Origin of the sequence: Intestinimonas butyriciproducens, from assembly GCF_004154955.1 — a bacterium.
In the GTDB taxonomy this organism is placed as follows: Bacteria; Bacillota; Clostridia; order Oscillospirales; family Oscillospiraceae; genus Intestinimonas; species Intestinimonas butyriciproducens.
Map to the genome: position 1 here is coordinate 2,115,267 of NZ_CP011524.1, position 18,841 is coordinate 2,134,107.

An 18,841-nucleotide genomic window follows, 5' to 3' on the forward strand; every position below is an offset into this window, starting at 1 on the left:
GCAAGATAAGGGCCGCCCCGATGTGGAGCGGCCCTCTTACTTTACCTCTTCCCCAACTGGTCGTAGAGCGCATTGCCCTGTGGACCGATGAGCGCCCGCAGGGCGGCCTTTTTGTCGGCGGCGGACATTTCCTTGCTGTCCTTGTTGTAGATGCTCCATGCCTGCGCGTACTGCTCCGGCGTGAGGCTCGGGAAACGTTCCTTCACTCCTGGCCACCGCTTCTGAGCCCCGTCGGACATCTGGGAAATAGCGAAGCTCTCCGCGTTGGAGTAGTCCACGTCCAAATCCTTGGGAATGTATATCCCATCGGACAGCATCGTCCGGTCCAAAAATTCTTTCTGCCCCTGGGTGAGCCGTCCGTCCGAGAAGAGGGCCTTCCGCACGGCGGCGTTGGCTTCGGAGGCATTCCCCACTGCCTTCCGCTCCGCCAGCAGGTCCTTATACTCCAGATAAAGCCCGAAGTCGATCCCTTGTTGCGTGATGGAATAAGCCTTCTCCCACAGGCTGCTCTTGTATGGTACGCCCCGGGCCGCCAGCAGTTCCCGCTTGGCGGTATCCTCGCCAAAAGATACCACGTCGGCCAGCATCTCCGCCTTCTCCTGGTCGGACGCGCTCTGGTAGCTCTTCGAGCCCACCAGGCTCTCCATCAGTCCGAGGGTGACCTGTCCCCTGCTGCGCTGGTATGCGTCCCGTTCCACCGGCGTGAGGCTGTAGGACTGGTTGTCGTGCCGGACCGTGTAGGGCGCGTTCTTACCCGGGTAGATGTTTACCGCTCCGGTACCGCTGCTGATCCTCTCCAATTCCTTCTCTACGGCGTTCTGCTTGTAGGTCTGGAGCTGTCCCGGCAGAAGGTTGTCGTTGAGCAGGTTCAATGCCGTATTACCGGTATAGGTCCGCTCCCGTCCGAAGCCGTCCACGGAGGCGGGGAGGTTTTCACGGAACATGGGCAGTCCGGACACAATGCTGTCCCGCACGGTACCCAACGTGGACCCGCTGCTGTACTGGCTTCGGACCGTGTCGTCCAGACCGGTGGCGATCCCCTTTACAAAGTTGGGCAGAAGGAAGCTGGACGCCTGGGAACCGCCGTAACTGAGTAGCATTCCGATGACCTTCTCCCCCGCAGTCTCTCCCTCTGCGTAGGTGTAGGCGTCCATCAGACTTCGAATCGACGACATAGCGGGCAGGTCCAGCACTGCCTGGAACGTGGCGCTCCCAGAAGACATCGCCACATCCACAAGCGACAGCTCCCCGTCTTCCCGGTAGGAGTCGGCCATCAGCGCCCCCGCCGCCATAATGGCGTTCAGGGGCTCCAGGAATCCGATAGACATCAGCGTATCGCCGTCCCGCCACTCTGCGCCCTCTCCATTCAGCCAGCGCAGGGTGGCCGACAGGTTCCACTGGGTGCCGTTCTTCCCCCGCGCCCGCTCCAGGGCCTCCTTGTCCTTGTCTTCCGCACCGACCACGCTGAGCAGACCGGCCAGTGCCATGGCCCCGAACCCGGCCAGCGCGGCGGAGCCGGTGATCCCGCGTCCCACATTTCGTACCGCCTGGGCCTGCATCTCCGGGGAGAGCGTCCCCTTCTTGGCCTGATATAACGTCCGCGCCACGTCCTTCATGCCGTTTGCCAGCCCCAGGGGGCTGTAGTTGGCTGCTTGAGAGACCAAGTTGCCCGGCACCCGGGCGAAGGGAAGCATGAGATCCCCAACGCCGAAGGAGCCGCCCCTGGAGTCCTTGAGAGCGAATTTGTTGCCCGCATTGCGCAAGCCGGTCATGGCCCCGGAAAATCTTCCTTCATTCTGGAACGTGCGCTGCCGTGCGGTCTCGTCCGCCCAGGTGGGAAGGGCTTTGACGCCAAGCTTCCCCGCGGATTTCAGCTCGTCTATGCCGCGCTGGGCCTCCGCTCGGATGCCGCCTTTCTGGAACTCGTCCGTGGTGTTCAGGGCGTATCCCTCGTATTTGGCCCAGGTGGACAGCAGACGCTCAAAGAGGTTGCCGGTCATCTTGAACGTCCGCCCCGCAGCTCCCTCATAGCGGCCCCTGGCGTTCTCCGTGTTGGCGTCCAGGCCCACCTGTATGTAGGATTTCAGCAACCCCTCCAGCGAGCCCTGACGCTTGGTCTTCGAGAGCCAGGACTTGTCCACCGCCGTGGTGCGCTGCCCGGTCAGCTTGGACAGTGCGATGTCAAGCGGAACTCCAATGTCGTTGGAGAGCGTCTCCAGCGGGTCAAACACGTTGTTGCTCACCAGGTTGCGCATGACGGTGGACGCCTTGGAGAGCATCCCCATCACCCGGTAGTTCTTTATGGCTTCCAACGGGCTGACCGGCAGATAGTCGGCGGCGATGCTGCGGAGCTGGGATACGGCCACATCCCGCAAGAAAGCCTCCGCGTCACCGTAGCGCTTTGCGACCTCCCGCAGGGCCCAATCCATCTGCCTGGTGGTCTGCTTTGAGAATAGACCGGTGGTGCCTCGAATCTCGCTGTTGCGCTCGATCAGTGCGATCAGACCATCCACATCCCCCTCTCCGACGCTCTCCAGAGCGTTCACCTGCGTTTCCACATCATTCAGGATGGCGTTGCGCCTGGACTCGTCCATTTCGATGCCGTCCAGCACCTTGGCCGCGTCCATCAGAATCCCCTCCGGGGTCCTGGTGTACTTTGCAAACGCCTGAATCATCTGGCCGGCGTTGGTTCCCTTCTCCTGGATGAGCTTGCGCCACCGGTTGAACTCGGCGTAGTCGCCTGTCTGCTTCCCCTGTTGCCGTGCCCATGACAGGATGCCCATGGCCGTGTCCAGGTCTTCCCCGCTCCAGGCTTCCTTGTTGGGGAGATCGGCCTTCTCCCCTTCGAAGTCGTTTGCCAGCCGGTCCTGCGCATGGGACATGCTCTGCCGTTCGGAGACAGGGTCGTAGGTGAGATCTTCGGGCCTGACCCCGGCCATCTGCTTGTCCACATCCTTGTAGATACCGCTGTTTTCAAAGGTGTTCGTTTCCACCTTGGATATTTTGGGGGCTGACTGAAACGGGTTTTCCGCCGAGCCCACTGTGTTCGGACCGAAGCCCCCTACGGATGTTTCCGGCCCCGCCTGGGCAGACTGGGTATTGCCACCGGCGGAGGAATCTGCTATAATGGGGGTAGAAGAAAGCTCAGGCTCCGTCGTCTTGGACGTAGAGGTTGGGGTCTCCATGGAGGCATCCACCCCGGAGGGAGAGCTTTCTTTTTCTTTTACGTACAGCGTGCGGCCTTCAAACGTTCCCCGCTTGGAATTGTCAAATTGAATGTACACCACAGTCCCGTCTGGAAGCATCTTTTCAAAGATGACCCCCTGACGATATGGCGAACTCTTTTCGGCATGCCCGGGCCGAATATTATCCGGGTTCTTCACTACAGACGGAAGCGCATCAATGATATCCGACGTAAGGGGCAGATTTCCTTTTCTGACCTCCGCTTCTGGGTCCCCGTGCGTATCAAGGATGTGTTTTACACCGTCGTTCGTTACGATAAAATCACGTTCCGAAACTTCGTACCCAAGAATATCACTCACTGCCGCTCTGGTCCCCTCGCTCATCCTCCCCAGATACAGCTTTTCCAATTTTTCATCGGGGCGTCCTTTTCTGCCGTTCCTCCACTTCTCAAAGAAGGCTGACACAGACGAATCGATCCCGGCTACCGATGCAATAATGGACAGGTAGGCATCTGCACCTACAAGGGCACCGTCTCGGAGAAGAAGGTAGAAAAGTATCTCCTGCAAAATGTGGCGGGCGAGTTGGAGGCGTTCCTTTCAGGCGCGGAGCTCGCCGGCAGGCAGAAAAAGAAAAAGCTCGTTGAACTCGACGTCGCCAAGCTCAACGAGCAACTGCGCAGGGTGAATGTAGTCTTTGTGGCTGGGAATATCTCGGACGAGGAATACGCGGAGCAAGTCGCGGAGATCAAAAGGAAATTAGAGAAAGCGAAGCAGGCAGAAAAGGATGAGCGGCCGCCGGACTTGAAAATCTTGAAGCAGTTCCTAAAAAGCGACTTTGCATCGATCTATGCGACATTAAGCAAAGAAGATAAACGCCGCATGTGGCGGTCCATCATCGAGGAAATCTATATTGACGGCATCCACCCATGTGGGATCAAATTCAGAGCGTGACTTTCACGCTCTGTTTTTCTGCCAAAAAGTCAGGACTAATTACACCACTTCCGTGGATACTCCGGCTCCTCCGAAAAAGACGATGTCGTCGCTGCCGTCCAACCAGCTCTGTAGTGTCTCCAGTTCCGTTTTCATCCATTGTCTCCTCCCTCTCCCTCCACCGGGTAGCACGAGATCAGATAAGCCCCCCGCCTCCCCCGCCAGGGGATCTCGGTCGCCACCGCCTCTACCTCCCGGCCCAGCAGACGGCTGAAGATGCGCCTGCCTGTCCCGTCCGCCTGCTCATCCCCTAGAGGACAGATCGGACAGGGGGTGTCATTGCCGAAAAAGGCACGGTAGCAAGTATCGCCCAGCCGCAGTTCGGGCGCCGCTTTTCTCGTTCTGTCGTTAACGAACAGGACCGCGTGGGTGTCAGGATCCACCACATAAATACACGCCTGCTGATGATTCAGGATCGCGGTCAGGTCCTCTGCCACCCGCTCCGCCTTCTCCTGCGCCCGGTAGCGGACCAAGAACGTCCCCACGATGTCTGCGACCAAAGAGAGTACCTCCACCTGCTCCTTTGTCCAGACATAGGCCCCCCGGCACTCATCGAACCCCACCGTCCCCTTGAACGTGCCGCCACTGCGGACTGCGCACTGGAGCATAGCGTGAATGCCCTGGGGTTCCAAGATCATCCGTGTGCCGCTCTCCTTGGGCAGTTTGGAGACATCCCGGATATATAGTGCACCCCTTTCCTTCAGCACGTCGACGGAGTCCTTGATCGATTCCAGCTCTACGCGCTGCAGGTTGCCGATCTCCGGCTGCGTCTGCTCATCACACCATTCAAATGTGTTGCGCAGATACTGTCCGTCCTCCTCCAGCTCAAAAATATAGGCGCGGCTCACGCGCATCTTTTTCCCGATAATCTCCAGCAAAAGTGCGATGGCCCTCCCCACATCGTCCGCCTCATACAGCGTCCGGAATACATACCCGGCCAGATCTCCGGACTGGAAGCCTTCGCCCCGCTCCGATTCGATCTCTCCCCGCTCCCGGACCAGGGTCGTCCCCTTTCGCTCTGACCAGCCCATACCATGCACATAAAAGGCAACCTGGTTCTTTCCCTTGTCTTTTGCACAGTAGAGGGCGGCGTCCGCATTTCGAAAGAGGCTGTGATAGTCCTCTCCATCCTGCGGGCTCACGGCAACGCCGATGCTGCAGGAGAGGCAGTGCCTGTCCTCCCGTTCCATCAGGCGGCGGAACAATTTCAGTATCTCCTCCGCCTTTTGCGCCAAAATCTCCCGGCTCCGGACCCCGGAGAGGTAGACGCAGAACTCATCTCCGCCGATGCGGGCCACGATATCCTCCCCCCGGAAGCTCCCCTTGAGGGCCCCTGCAATATCAGTGAGCACCGCGTCTCCGCCCAGATGACCGTATCGGTCGTTGACCAGCTTGAAGTCGTCCACGTCCAGAACAAAGAGCGCCCCCATCTCTCCCGGCGCAATACCCTCCAGCCTTTGGGCAATCAGTTCCTGGGCGGCCCTCCTGTTGTAGATGCCGGTGAGGGTGTCCTGCTCTGCCATGCGCCGCAGCTTTTGGGTCTGGCGCTTTATGGAGTCGATGTCGATGACGACGCCCACGGCCCTTCGGCGCGTCCCTCCTTCCAGATGCTGAAGCGTGATCCGTATCCGGTACCAGGAGTGGCGGCCCTCGGCGTTTGAGATCCGCGCCTCCGCCTCCGCGTAAGGCGCGCCGCCCTTCACCCGCCGTACCAGCTCATAGAGGTTTTCCCGATCCTCGGGATGGATCCGTTCATCCCACTGCGTTCCCGCCTCCGGCGGGTCCGGCAGCGGAGGATATCCAAATTTCTGCCGCCAGTTCTCGGAATATCTGACTGTGTCATGCTCCAGATCCCATTCAAAGATCACGTCATTGGTCTGGGAGGAGATGATCTGATACCGCTCCAGACTGTCCTGGAGCTTCTGCCTGGCGTGCTTGTCCTGCGTCTCATCCATGAGAATGCAGTGGAAGGCACCCTTTCCGTCTCCCTTTCTCACCAGACGGCCTCTGTCCAGGACCCAGATTACCGTCCCGTCCTTCCGACGGATGCGGTATTCAACCTCCCTGTCGGCGCCTCGGTTGAGCTGCTTCCCAATCTGCCCCCGTGTACGCTCCAGATCCTCGGGCAAAATCATCCCGGCCAATTGGCCGTCAAAGCGGTCACGCACCTCCTCACGGGTATAGCCGACCAGGCGCAGAAACCCCTCGCTGTATTCCAGAAGACGCAGCTCCGGGCTATTGTCGCAGCAGATGATGCCACCGGGCAGATCCAGAGACAGCAGGTCGGCCCCCGGGCCCCATCCGTCCGCAGGGCTTCGCTCCGGTCCGGAGGCCGAGGGCTCCCCCTGTACCGAGGTATGCACGTGCAGAAGCCGCATCTCATCTTCAACACAGAGGCACAACGCGGAAATCCGCAGTGCCGCTGTCCGGCGGGAGGGGTCTTCCCCCCGCACTGCGGCCGTTCCCGTCACCAGACACAGACCCTCGCCCAAGGAAGACGGGATCAGCTCCATTCCGTCCACATACAGCCGCGCCCTTCCGTACAGGGCCTCCAGGCAGTCTTTTCCCGTCCAGTCCGTGCCCTCCGCCAGCGCAGCCCAGTCCGGCCCCAGACCCGGGTGCTCCACATATCCGCGCACTTTCCTCTCCACAAGCTCCAGCGCGGCGCGTTCCAGTTCCATCGCCATGGGGCGCTCTCCTTTCCATTTCATGTCGGCCCTCGTGCCGCAAGAGCGTTTCCCAGTAGATCTCTCCGATTTGTCTTTATCATACCGCATCTTGCGGAAAAGGACAAGGATAACCCTGCTTTTTCTGCGCAAGGGCCGTATCCCCGTCGTCGTCCTCTTCTCCCGCCGTCTCCAGGTTTTTGACCGATTTCTACGAAAACCCCCACACGGTTTTAGCCGAAATGTAAAACTTGAGGAAAGTGCTTTACATGGGATTTACGTTTACGGAAAACACGGATATAATTTATGTTGGGGCAATGAGGCGATCCTCTCTATTTTCGTGCCCGGAGCATCGTTCCGGCCGCCCCTAACGCAATTTGACAGAGAAGTCAGATTTGGAGGCAGACAGGTGAATATAACGGACGTGATCACCCTCATCGGGGCCATCGCTACCTTTCTCTTCGGCATGTCCACCATGACCGACGGCTTGGAGAAGCTGTCCAGCGGCCGTCTGGAGGGCATATTGGAACGGCTGACCAGCAATGTGTTCCGGGGTGTCCTGCTGGGCGCGCTGGTCACCGGATTGATCCAGAGCTCCGCCGCCACCACCGTCATGTGCGTCGGCTTCGTTAACGCGGGCATCATGAAGCTGGAGCAAACGGTCGGCATCATCATGGGGGCCAATATCGGCACCACCGTCACGGCACAGCTCCTGCGCCTGGGGGATATCTCCTCCGACAACCTGCTTCTTTTGCTGCTTAAGCCCTCCGTACTGGGCCCCCTCCTGGCTGCGGCGGGCGTTGTGCTGTATCTGTTCCTGCGCGGCGGGCGCAAACGCATCGTGGGGCAGATCATCCTGGGGCTGGGCCTTCTCTTTATCGGCATGAACACGATGGAGCGCGCGGTCTCCGGTCTTAAGGATCTGCCCGAATTCCAGGAGCTCTTCGTCGCTTTCTCCAATCCCCTCCTGGGGATTCTGGCGGGTGCCGCCGTCACCGCCCTGATCCAGAGCTCCTCGGCCTCTATGGGCATCCTCCAGGCCGTGAGCTCCACCGGTGTGGTTCGCTTTTACACCGCCATCCCTCTTATCATGGGGCAGAATATCGGTACCTGCGTCACCGCCATTCTCTCCTCCATCGGTGCCAGCAAAAACGCCAAACGGACGGCCATGATCCATCTTCTCTTCAACGTGATCGGCACCCTGTTCTTCCTGGCGCTCCTCTATGTGGGCAACACCCTGTTCCACTTCACCTTCTGGGACAGTGTGATGAACCGGGGCTCTATCGCCAATCTGCACCTGTGCTTTAATGTCGCCTGTACCGCTCTGCTGCTGCCCTTCCACAAGATTCTGGTGAAAATCGTGGAAAAACTGGTCCCCGGGGATACCGTGGCCCCCGAGTTCAACCTGCTGGACGAGCGCTTTCTCTCCTCCCCCTCCGTGGCTCTGGACCAGGCCCGCACCGCCGTCATTACCATGGGGGAGAAGGCCCGCGAAGATTTCCTTCTGGCCGTGGAGCTGCTCTCCGACTATGATGAAAAAAAGCTGGAGCGCCTCCAGGAAAATGAGGCCACCATCGACAAGCTGGAGAACACGCTGGACAGCTATCTGGTCAAGCTGACGGACCGGGCCCTCACAGACCCGGAGAGCGCCCTGGTGTCCGAGCTGCTCCACACCCTCACCAATTTCGAGCGCATCGGCGACTACGCCGTCAATGTCTCCGAGATCGCCTCCACCATGCACCAGCGGGACATCGCCTTTTCTCCCGTGGCCAGAGATGAGATCCGGAGCCTTACCGACGCCGTCATGGAGACTTTGGACACCACCCTGACCTGCTATCGGAATCGGGACCATGCCCTGGCCCTCCATGTGGAACCGCTGGAGGAAGTGGTGGACCTCATGCAGGAGGTGCTGAAAAACCGACATATTGAGCGACTCAAGGCCGGGGCCTGTACCATCGAGCTGGGCACACAGTTCCTGGAACTGCTGATCAATCTGGAGCGTATCTCCGACCACTGCTCCAACGTGGCCATGCTCATTGTCCGTACGACCGCTCCCGTCAGTGAACATCTGCCCGACACCCATACTTACCTCAAATATCTCCATGCCGGCGGAGATCAGGAGTTCGACCGTCTCTTTGCCGAATACCGGGAAAAGTACTTCAGCCCGATCGAGATGGAGAAATAAAAAAGGGCCGCCTCCGACGATGTCGGAGGCGGCCCTTTACCAAGTTACATCAACTTCACAGTGTAATAGACCGCCATCACGAAGAGCCAAGCCACCATCACAAAAATGAGATAGTACGCAGCGGCGGTCCCAAGGATCAGCGCCGCCGCCAAAGCAGCGGCTACGATCCCACATGTGAGGTAGACCATCCCGTACCCCGCGTTTCGGCCTAATACCTGGATGCTGCGGCCGCCCAGGCGGAGGACGCCGCCGTTTTTCTGCATGGAGCGGCAGACCAGCACCGCCGCTACCAGCACCACAGCCGTCACGGCCATATAGCCGTAGACTACGGCAGCATGGCCGCCGTTGGCCTTGCGGAACAGCCAGAGCCCCAGGATACCCAGAGCCGAGAGGACCGTCACAGCAAAGAACTCATGCTGATAGAGGTAATAGACCAGTGCCAGCACCGCAATGGCCGGAACCAGTCCGCACAGGAGCTGCACACCGGAGGCATAGAACCGATAAGTGACCGCCGCGATGACCATCAGGATACCAAACGCCACGGTGAGACATCCGGGAAGCACAATGTTTTTCCCACCCCTGCGCCAGAACAGCAGCCACACCAGACAGAGCACGAAGCCCCCCGCCGTGACCCCCAGAATGGTCGGAAAGGCCGCCAACAGGGCACCCTGGAACTCAATCTCGCCCGGCCGGGTGGTGGCGTTGATATAATAACGGTTCAGAAGAAGCAGAATAAGCTCTGCCACCACGGCGGCGCCGAACCAGATCAGCACCCGGTTGAGGGCTGCATCCTCTTTCCGGCTTTGTGCCGCGCGCTTTTCTGACACGCGTTTCTCTTTATCCATGGATCCATCTCCTTGTACGATGCTCGCAGAGACCCGGCGTCCACAGGACGACCAGTCTAACAGATGGTATTCTATCAGAAATCGCCGGGGTTTGCAACTAGAAAAAACGGATATCCCTGCTTAGGTTGTCATCAACCGGCCAATATGATACAATTATTTTATCTTTTTTAATCGGCTGTGAGGATAGTATGAAACGTCTGCTCCCCCTTTTTTTGTCGCTGTTTCTGCTTGCCGGCTGTTCCGGCGCAGATACGCCGGTCACCCAGCAGCTTTTTGCCATGAACACCACGATGACATTGACACTTTACGGCTCACACGCCTCTGACGCTGCGCTGTCCGCCCAGCAGGCAATCAACCGTCTGGATGGCCTGTGGTCCCGCACCAAGGCATCCAGCGACGTCTCCCGTCTCAATGCCGCCGCAGGCGATCCGGCGCCGGAGACAGAGGTCGCCCCCGAAACCGGCGCTCTCCTTTCCCGCGCCCGGGAGCTGGGCGCACTGACCGGCGGCGCCCTGGACATCACCATTGCCCCCATCATGGACGCCTGGGGCTTCGGCACCACCTCCGTTTTCCAGGAGTCGGACTTCCGGGTGCCCTCCCGAACGGAGCTGGACGCTCTTCTGCCCCTGGTGGACAGCGGCAGGCTGCACGTGTCCGGCTCCGCGGAGGCCCCGCTGGCCTGGCTGGACGGCCCCGGCATGGCCGTGGATCTGGGCGCGGTGGCCAAGGGCCGCGCCGCCGACCTCCTTGTCCCCCTCCTGACGGATTCCGGCGTGACCTCCGCCATATTGGATCTGGGCGGCAACCTCACGGCGCTGGGCACGCGGCCCGACGGCACGCCCTGGCGCATCGGTGTCAAGGACCCCCGCAACACTGAAACCTACTTTTGTATCCTCTCCCTTTCCGATAAGACCTGCTCCACCTCCGGCAGCTATGAGCGGAAGTTCGAGGTGGATGGGACCACCTATCACCATATTCTTGATCCCGCCACCGGCTATCCGGCCGAAAGCGGTCTGCTCTCTGTAACGGCGGTTTCCTCTGACGGAATGCTTGCGGACGGTCTGTCCACCGCCTGCTACGTCATGGGAGCGGAGCAGTCTGTCCGGCTCTGGAGGGCGCACGGCCTGGAGGGCGCCGGTTTTGACCTGGTCCTGGTGCGGGAGGACGGCTCCGTCTGGATCACCGAGGGGTTGGAGGACGGCCTGGATTTTCGAGGTAAGGAGGCGGGGTACACCTATGAGATCATCCGCCGCTGAGCGTACCCGTCCCACGTTTTGGGACGCGCTGGTGGTCCTGGCCGTTCTGGCCGCCGCCGGATCTCTTTTGTTTCTTTTCCGCCCCCGGAGCGGCAACTTTTTGACCGCCCGGATCGTCTTAGATCATGAATTGGTGGCAGAGATCGAGCTCACTGCGCTCACCGGCCCCGTCACTCTGGAGGTGCCCGGCGCGCCCTATCCCATCACTGTGGAGGCGGAGCCCGGGCGCATCCGGATCGCCCACAGCGGCTGCCCCAACCAGGACTGCGTCCATATCGGCTGGGTCTCCCGCTCCGGCGGGCAGATCGTATGCCTGCCCAACCGCCTTGTCATCTCGGTCTCCGGGAGCGATGCGCCTGAGGTCGACGGTATAACGGGTTAGGAGGGCCGCGTATCATGAATCATTCCGTCCGCCGGCTTACCCGGTGCGCAGTGCTGACCGCCCTGGCCCTCGCCATCTCCGTGTGCGAGGGGCTTGTCCCTCTTACCGTCCTGATCCCCCTGCCCGGACTGCGGCTGGGACTGGCCAATCTGGTCACGGTCTACGCTCTGTGTATCCTCTCCTCTAGAGAGGCCCTCGCCATCCTGGTCTCCCGCTGCCTCTTGAGCGCGCTGGTGGGAGGCAATCTGACCGCCCTGGCCTTCTCTCTCACGGGTGGCGTGTTTGCGTTGCTCACAATGTGGGCACTGCTCCACTTCCGGGGCTTCTCGCTCTTCGGCGTCTGCATCGCCGGCGCGGCCGCCCATAACGCCGGACAGATCCTGGCCGCCATCGCCGTGCTGGGCTCCCCCGCCATCGCCGTGTACCTGGCCCCGCTCCTGCTCGCCAGCGTGGCCACGGGCGCCGTCACGGGGGCCGCCTCCATCCTGCTGGTCCGCCGGATACCGCAGCCCGCCGACAGGAAATCTTAACCGATTCGTAACCGCTTTGTAGTGTTTTCTTCTCTGCCTTGTCTTATCATAGGGAGCAAGATAGAATAATAGGAGGAACTTTACCAATGAACCAGCTCAAACGCGCCTGCGCCCTGCTTTTATCCCTGGGTCTGACTCTATCCCTGGCCGCCTGCGGCAGCGGCGGAGCGCAGCCCTCCGGGACCGCCGACACCACTCCTGCGCCCTTGGAGACCGCCGCGCCGGAACCCACGCCCACCCCTGCCGCCGACCCCTACGATGCGGTGAAAAATTACTGGTCTGCGGATCAGCTCACACAGGCGTGGGGACCCGATCAGGTGGTGGAGCATCTCTTCTTTCACCCTGTCATCGCCTACCCCAAGTACGCCTTCACCGACAGCTCCGCCTCCCAGGCCCAGAAGGACGGGCTGGACGACTGGATGGTAACGGTGGACGAATACAATAAGATTCTCAACAACCTCTATGAGAGGGGTTACATTCTGGTACGGATGGAGGATGTGTGGACCGAGACCAGCGACGGTACCGGCGTCCCCCACATGGTCCGCAACACCCTCATGCTCCCCGAGGGGAAAAAGCCGCTCGTCATCTCTTTCGATGATGTGAACTACTACGACTACATGCTGGCCGAGGGGTTCACCTCAAAGCTGGTGGTGGGGGATGACGGACAGATCTGGGCCCAGTGCACCGACCCCTACACACAGGAGACCTTCCTTACCCAGGACCTGGATGCCACCCCCATCCTGGACAACTTTGTGCTGGAGCACCCCGACTTCTCCCTCAACGGCGCCAAGGCGATTTTCTCTCTCACCGGCTACCAGGGCATTTTGGGTTACCGGACCCAGAACGACCGTGACATCGCCGCCGGCTCCCCCGACCGCCCCGCCTTTGAGGCTTACCGCCAGAGCGAGATCGACGCGGTAAAGCCGGTGATCCAGCGGCTCAAGGAGACGGGCTGGACCTTTGGCTCCCACACCTGGGGCCATATCAATCTCTCCACCAAGTCTTTGGAGGTGGTGAAGAACGACACCGAGCGCTGGGCCGAAGAGGTGGGCAGTCTGGTGGGCCCCACCACCATCCTCTTCTATCCCCACGGCGCCCGCCCCGACGGCAATGACGACGTCAAGCAGACCGGCCCCATGTTCCAGTACCTCCAGAGCATGGGATTCCGGGTCTTTGCCTCTGTGGGGATCGAATCCTATTCCAAGATCAAGACGGATATCTCCGCCGTCATCTGTGACCGTCTCCACCCCGACGGCACCACCCTGCGGAAGCAGCGGGACCGCTACCTCCAGTTCTACGATGCCAAGGATATCATCGACCTGGAGGTTCGCCCTGATCTGGGCGTGAATTGGGATTGACCTCCACCCTGTTTTGTCCGGCAGACGACGTCTGCCGGACAAAATTTATATGTGGGTGAAAAATTCAGTCCCTCTCTTCCCAGCGTGGTCCGCGCCGCTTACGCCTGCCTGAAAAACCGTGCGGAGGCCGAGGATGTGGCCCAGGAGGTCTTCCTCATCCCCTCTGGAAAGGCCCTCCGGCGTACGGGACGGGGACCACCTGAAGGCATGGCTGCTGAAGGTCACGGCCAACAAATGCAGGAACCTGCTCAAAAGCGGCTGGTACCGGAGCCGGAATGAGCTTCCGGAGTCCCTGACCGCCCTGGATCGCCGGGAAGACGAGGTCCTTGCCGCCGTCTTCTCCCAGGAGGAAAAGTACCGTCTTCCCCTTCACCTGCATTACTATGAGAGCTATTTCATCCGGGAGATCGTCCACATTCTGGTCCTGCCCGCCGCCACAGTGGGGACCCGCCTCTCCCGGGGCCGGACTCTGATCAAGTAAGAGCTGGAGGAGGCAAGTTATGAATCTTGAACACTATCACGATGCCATAGAGCATGTGCCCTTCGACCCCGCCCTGGAGGAAAAAATCCTGGCCCGCGCGGCAGCGCGCGGCCCGCGGACGCGCCGTGCCGTCCCCTGCCGGGGGAAAGCGTCCCCGCCTCCCAGGACGCCCTGGATGGAACCATCAGTGCCCTGAAAAAGGGGGGCTTCGTCCTCACCCTGCGGGACGGCACCGCCATCGACCTGATGGAATGCGATACCGACTTCTGAACTTACGGCTACTCCTATAAAGGGAGAGAGCTCTACATCGCCAGTTTCGATGTCACATTTACCGATCTCATCGCACTCGGGGAGATAGAATCCCTCTCCTTCTGTGGTGTGGAGATCCCCCTGGACTTTTCCGGGGCATGACCGCACGCAAATGCGGCGGGTGAGCTCCCGGCTCACCCGCCGCATTTATTGCGCTTCGCAGCGCACAGGGTTTGTGGTCCACTCCCTGCCGCAGGGCCATGGCTCTGCAAAGCACAGTCCGTAAAGGTCCGTACACCGGGCCTCCAGCTCGAAGAGCCGCCGGGCCGCAGGCTCTAAATCCCTGGCGTGGGCGGGCTTGGTGAGAATGGGGGCTTGGGCCCGCCCCTCCATCTCCCGCAGCACCGCGCGTCCCCGCTCGTTAAAGCCCAGCACCCGCAGATAGGGCGCCCGCTCCGGCCGATCCTCCGCGGCGAGGCCCAGATAGGCCCACAGCGCCAGCCTCCGGATGCGTGCGTGGGCGTATCGCTTGGTCTTTGCCAGCGCATAGAGTTCCTCCAGGCTTCGGGCCGCCCTTCCGGCCGAAATCAGCCGGGCAGCCACGCCCTCCCCACTGTCGGGAAGGCGCTCCGCCTCCTCCGGGCACATAGTCCGCAGCCGGGAGAGCACCGCGCGCTCACACCACTCCATGGAGGCCACGTCACCCTGCCAAGGTTCGGGCAGATATGCCTCCGCCCGCTGAATCTTTCCGCAGTGTAGCCATCCCCGGATGGCGGACGCCGAGGCATAGCCTCCCACCGGGGCCCCGTCGTGCTCCGCCCCCACCCGCCTCACCGCCAGGGCCCCCATCCGCTCCGGCAGGGCGCGGAGATACTCCACGGCCAAGTTATCATTGGGGCGGCTCAGGCAGAGGGCGGCCTCCCTGCCCAGCAGCTCCTCCACCGCCGCCTGCCTGCACGCGGCAAAGGGCAGCCCCTTGTCCAGGAATCGGCGCAGAGCGGTCCGGTATTCCTCCGAGCCAAGACAGGCGGCCGCGCGGTACAGGGGCGCCGTATCGCCTCCCTCGCTCCCGAAGGACAGGGTGTCCACCACCCCTGCCGCGGCCAGTATCCCCACGCCCCCCCGCGCAAAGGACTCCGCCGAGGAGGTGGCCCAGGGCGTGGGCAGCTCTAGCACCAGATCCGCCCCGCCCCGCAGGGCCATCCCCGCCCGGGTCCACTTGTCGGTAAGGGCGCACTCCCCCCGCTGGACCCAGTGGCCGCTCATGGCGCAGACCACGGCACAGTCCCCCAGTGCCCTGCGGGTCTCGGCAATCTGCCGGGCATGTCCGAGATGGAAGGGATTATATTCGGCGATGATGCCCACAATGTTCATGGCAGGAACCTCCAGGCGGAAAAAGTTTGACTTTTTTCGAAATAATGGGTTGTTCTTTTCTTCGGAATGGTCTACAATTATAATTGTTATTTTAGCGGAACACACGCCTTCTATCAAGGCGGAACCAAACTTTTTTAAGGAGCGGGATACGATTATGAAAGTCCTCGTCATCAACGCTGGCAGTTCTTCCCTCAAATATCAGCTCATGGTCCCTGAGACCAAAGAGGTCCTGGCCAAGGGTCTCTGTGAGCGCATCGGCATCGACGGCCGCCTGACCCACAAGGTGCCCGCCACCGACGGCAAGTACGAGTTCAACATCCCCATGCCCACCCACGCGGAGGCCATTCAGGCCGTCCTCGACGCTCTCACCAGCCCCGAGCACGGCGTGATCAAGAGCATGTCCGAGATCGACGCCGTCGGACACCGCGTGGTCCATGGCGGCGAGAAGTTCGCCTGCTCCGTGCTCATCGACGACGCCGTAATGGCCGCTCTGGAGGAGTGCATCCCCCTGGCCCCCCTCCACAACCCCGCCAACATCACCGGCATCCAGGCCTGCCAGAAGGTCATGCCCGGCGTCCCCATGGTGGGCGTGTTCGACACCGCCTTCCACCAGACGATGCCCCCCCGCGCGTTCATGTATGCCATTCCCTATGAGTATTACGAAAAGGATCACGTCCGCCGCTACGGCTTCCACGGCACCTCTCACCTGTACGTCTCCCGCCGTGCCGCCGATATGCTGGGCCGCCCCATTGAAGAGCTGAAGATCGTCACCTGTCATCTGGGCAATGGCTCCTCCATCTGCGCCATCGACGGCGGCAAGTCCATCGAGACGTCCATGGGCTTCACCCCCCTGGACGGTGTGCCCATGGGAACCCGTTCCGGCGCCGTGGACCCCTCCATCATCGAATTCTTGATGCACACCCACAGCCTGACCATCGACGAGGTCATGAATATCCTCAACAAGAAGTCCGGTGTGCTGGGCGTTTCCGGTGTGTCCTCCGACTTCCGCGATCTGGAGAAGGCCGCCGAAGAGGGCAATGAGCGCGCCAAGCTGGCCATAGACATGTTCTGCTATAAGGTCACCAAGCGTATCGCCTCCGCCTCCGCCGCCATGGGCGGTGTGGACGCCGTGGTGTTCACCGCCGGCGTGGGCGAGAACTCCGCCGAGCTGCGCGAGCAGATCGTGTCCAGCCTGGGCTTTATGGGCATCAAGATCGATCCTGAAAAGAACAAGGTTCGCGGCGAGGAGACCGATATCTCCGCTGCCGACGCCACTGTGCACACCCTGCTCATCCCCACCAACGAGGAACTGGTCATCGCCACCGACACCGCCGAGATCGTCTCCAAGCTGGGCAAGTAACCCCGCCCCGTGCACACCGGCCCCTTCCACGACATTTGCCGAGCCGCCTGCCGCATCCTGCGGCGGGCGGTTCTTTTGTTCTTCACCCACGTACAGCAAAAGCATTTCTTGTCCCTCCCTCCTGCACCTCCTCCTGCGCAGGGAAGAATTTATGGATTCAAACTGCAAGTTTTCATTTTTCTCTTGCATTCCGGGGCCTGCCGTCGTATAATACTCCCAACACATTTTGGTAGTCTCCATTTTTTAGGAGAGCACGCCATACAAAGGGGTTTGGCAACATGGAATTTAAAAGTGCTTACCTGCAAAACGTCTATGCCACCGTGGAGAAGAAAGATCCCCATCAGCCGGAATTCCTCCAGGCTGTGGGCGAAGTGCTGGAGTCCCTCCAGCCTGTCGTGGAGAAGCGTCCCGAGCTGGAGAAGGCGGGCGTCCTTCAGCGCATCGTGGAGCCGGAGCGTGTGGTCCAGTTCCGAGTGCCCTGGGTGGACGACCAGGGCGCCGTCCAGGTAAACCGCGGCTTCCGCGTCCAGTTCAATTCCGCCATCGGCCCCTATAAGGGCGGCCTGCGCTTCCACCCCAGCGTCAACCTGTCCATTATTAAATTTCTTGGCTTTGAACAGATTTTCAAGAACAGTCTGACCGGTCTTCCCATGGGCGGCGGCAAGGGCGGCTCCGACTTCGACCCCAAGGGCAAGAGCGACGCCGAGGTCATGCGTTTCTGTCAGTCCTTTATGACCGAGCTCCAGCGCCACATCGGCCAGTTCACCGATGTCCCCGCCGGCGATATCGGCGTGGGCGCCCGTGAGATCGGCTTCCTGTTCGGCCAGTATAAGCGCCTGCGCAACGAGTTTACCGGCGTGCTCACCGGAAAGGGTCTGACTTACGGCGGCTCTCTGGCCCGGACCGAGGCCACCGGCTATGGCCTATGCTATTTTACCAAGGAGATGCTCTCGGCCAACGGCAAATCCTTCGACGGCCAGCGGGTCGTGATCTCCGGCAGCGGCAATGTGGCCATCTACGCCAACCAGAAGGCCACGCAGCTGGGCGGCAAGGTCATCGCCATGAGCGACTCCAACGGCTATATCGTGGATGAAAACGGCATCGACTTCAAGATCATCCAGGAGATCAAGGAAGTCAAGCGCGCCCGCATCAAGACCTATCTGGACTATGTTCCCGCCGCCAAATATGTGGAGGGATGCTCGGGTATCTGGAACGTCCCCTGCGACATTGCCCTTCCCTGCGCCACACAGAACGAGCTGGACGGCGTGGCCGCCCAGGCCTTGGTGAAAAACGGCTGTTACGCCGTGGCGGAGGGCGCCAATATGCCCTCCACTCCCGAGGCGGTGGAAATCTTCCAGCTCAACGGCGTGCTGTTCGGACCCGCCAAGGCGGCCAATGCGGGCGGTGTAGCCACCTCCGGCCTGGAGATGAGCCAGAACTCCCTGCGGCTCTCCTGGACCTTTGAAGAGGTGGACGAAAAGCTCCACGGTATCATGACGAACATTTACCACAGCGCCGCTCAGGCTGCCGAAGAATATGGTATGCCCGGCAACCTGGTGGCCGGCGCCAACATCGCCGGTTTCCTCAAGGTGGCCGACGCCATGCTCTGGCAGGGCATCGCTTACTAAGGCCGGCGCCCGACAGGCTCAGGCCGCCGTCCTTCTCTCCCCGGCTGCGGGAAACACCTCGCCACAGGGCGGGATCTGTTCCGATCCTCCGTCCCCAAAATACGCCACACTTGCCGGATGTTTGTATAGCAGCGGAGCGCAAACTCACTTAAATACGGCCTTTGTCAGGCGAGGTCGACCAACCAGAAAATAGGCGGTACTCGGCTTTGGGGCCGAGTACCGCTTATTTTTGCGCTTATGCAAATACAATATGATGAAGTCTGGGCTGCTTCGCGCCTTCCAGGCTCCGGACAAAAGGCACGCGCCTTTTTCTTGTCACCCTGTCCTCCCTGTGGTACACTATCTGTAAGGTGAT

General features: G+C 60.7%; 14 protein-coding genes. 10 read left to right on the forward strand and 4 right to left on the reverse strand.

What is annotated here, in order from left to right:
- Positions 1-41 precede the first annotated feature (41 nt).
- Complete coding sequence (locus SRB521_RS10570) at positions 42-3,590, reverse strand: PBECR3 domain-containing polyvalent protein (protein ID WP_116721811.1); 3,549 nt, start codon at positions 3,588-3,590, stop codon at positions 42-44.
- A 162-nt stretch (positions 3,591-3,752) separates the two neighbouring features.
- Here SRB521_RS10570 and SRB521_RS10575 point away from each other — a divergent pair, with 162 nt between their 5' ends.
- Entirely contained in the window at positions 3,753-4,133 is a 381-nt protein-coding gene (locus SRB521_RS10575; protein ID WP_075703557.1) for a hypothetical protein, read from the forward strand.
- Between the two features lie 131 nt (positions 4,134-4,264).
- Here the strand turns inward: SRB521_RS10575 and SRB521_RS10585 are convergent, their stop codons facing one another.
- The gene (locus SRB521_RS10585; protein ID WP_207215972.1) at positions 4,265-6,883 is read right to left on the reverse strand and encodes a diguanylate cyclase domain-containing protein; all 2,619 of its coding nucleotides are present in this window, start codon (positions 6,881-6,883) and stop codon (positions 4,265-4,267) included.
- A gap of 364 nt (positions 6,884-7,247) precedes the next feature.
- Here SRB521_RS10585 and SRB521_RS10590 point away from each other — a divergent pair, with 364 nt between their 5' ends.
- On the forward strand, positions 7,248-9,023 hold the full coding sequence (locus tag SRB521_RS10590) for a Na/Pi cotransporter family protein (protein WP_033117788.1): 1,776 nt from the start codon (positions 7,248-7,250) through the stop codon (positions 9,021-9,023).
- Between the two features lie 44 nt (positions 9,024-9,067).
- Here SRB521_RS10590 and SRB521_RS10595 read toward each other — a convergent pair whose 3' ends face one another.
- Positions 9,068-9,868, reverse strand: coding sequence for a hypothetical protein (locus SRB521_RS10595; protein WP_075703555.1), 801 nt, complete (start codon positions 9,866-9,868; stop codon positions 9,068-9,070).
- Positions 9,869-10,056: 188 nt separating this feature from the next.
- Between SRB521_RS10595 and SRB521_RS10600 the strand changes: the two genes are divergently transcribed.
- From SRB521_RS10600 to SRB521_RS16190, 6 genes are all read left to right on the forward strand, one after another.
- The gene (locus tag SRB521_RS10600) at positions 10,057-11,124 is read left to right on the forward strand and encodes an FAD:protein FMN transferase (RefSeq protein WP_058117333.1); all 1,068 of its coding nucleotides are present in this window, start codon (positions 10,057-10,059) and stop codon (positions 11,122-11,124) included.
- Positions 11,105-11,506 (forward strand): NusG domain II-containing protein, encoded by a 402-nt coding sequence (locus SRB521_RS10605; RefSeq protein WP_058117332.1) that lies wholly within the window; start codon positions 11,105-11,107, stop codon positions 11,504-11,506. The genes SRB521_RS10600 and SRB521_RS10605 overlap by 20 nt, the downstream gene beginning before the upstream one ends.
- Before the next feature lie 14 nt (positions 11,507-11,520).
- Positions 11,521-12,036 carry a Gx transporter family protein gene (locus SRB521_RS10610; protein ID WP_058117331.1) on the forward strand — a complete coding sequence of 172 codons (516 nt, stop codon included), beginning with the start codon at positions 11,521-11,523 and terminating at the stop codon, positions 12,034-12,036.
- 86 nt (positions 12,037-12,122) lie between these two features.
- Positions 12,123-13,394, forward strand: coding sequence for a polysaccharide deacetylase family protein (locus SRB521_RS10615; protein ID WP_058117330.1), 1,272 nt, complete (start codon positions 12,123-12,125; stop codon positions 13,392-13,394).
- A 133-nt stretch (positions 13,395-13,527) separates the two neighbouring features.
- The gene (locus SRB521_RS16540) at positions 13,528-13,875 is read left to right on the forward strand and encodes a hypothetical protein (RefSeq protein ID WP_242976531.1); all 348 of its coding nucleotides are present in this window, start codon (positions 13,528-13,530) and stop codon (positions 13,873-13,875) included.
- Between the two features lie 19 nt (positions 13,876-13,894).
- Complete coding sequence (locus SRB521_RS16190; protein WP_165366626.1) at positions 13,895-14,071, forward strand: hypothetical protein; 177 nt, start codon at positions 13,895-13,897, stop codon at positions 14,069-14,071.
- A gap of 260 nt (positions 14,072-14,331) precedes the next feature.
- Here the strand turns inward: SRB521_RS16190 and SRB521_RS10625 are convergent, their stop codons facing one another.
- On the reverse strand, positions 14,332-15,498 hold the full coding sequence (locus SRB521_RS10625; protein ID WP_116721815.1) for a tRNA(Met) cytidine acetate ligase: 1,167 nt from the start codon (positions 15,496-15,498) through the stop codon (positions 14,332-14,334).
- Between the two features lie 154 nt (positions 15,499-15,652).
- Here SRB521_RS10625 and SRB521_RS10630 point away from each other — a divergent pair, with 154 nt between their 5' ends.
- Positions 15,653-16,858 (forward strand): acetate/propionate family kinase, encoded by a 1,206-nt coding sequence (locus SRB521_RS10630; RefSeq protein ID WP_033119262.1) that lies wholly within the window; start codon positions 15,653-15,655, stop codon positions 16,856-16,858.
- 278 nt (positions 16,859-17,136) lie between these two features.
- Positions 17,137-18,486 (forward strand): NADP-specific glutamate dehydrogenase, encoded by a 1,350-nt coding sequence (gene gdhA / locus SRB521_RS10635; protein WP_058117327.1) that lies wholly within the window; start codon positions 17,137-17,139, stop codon positions 18,484-18,486.
- Positions 18,487-18,841: the final 355 nt, after the last annotated feature.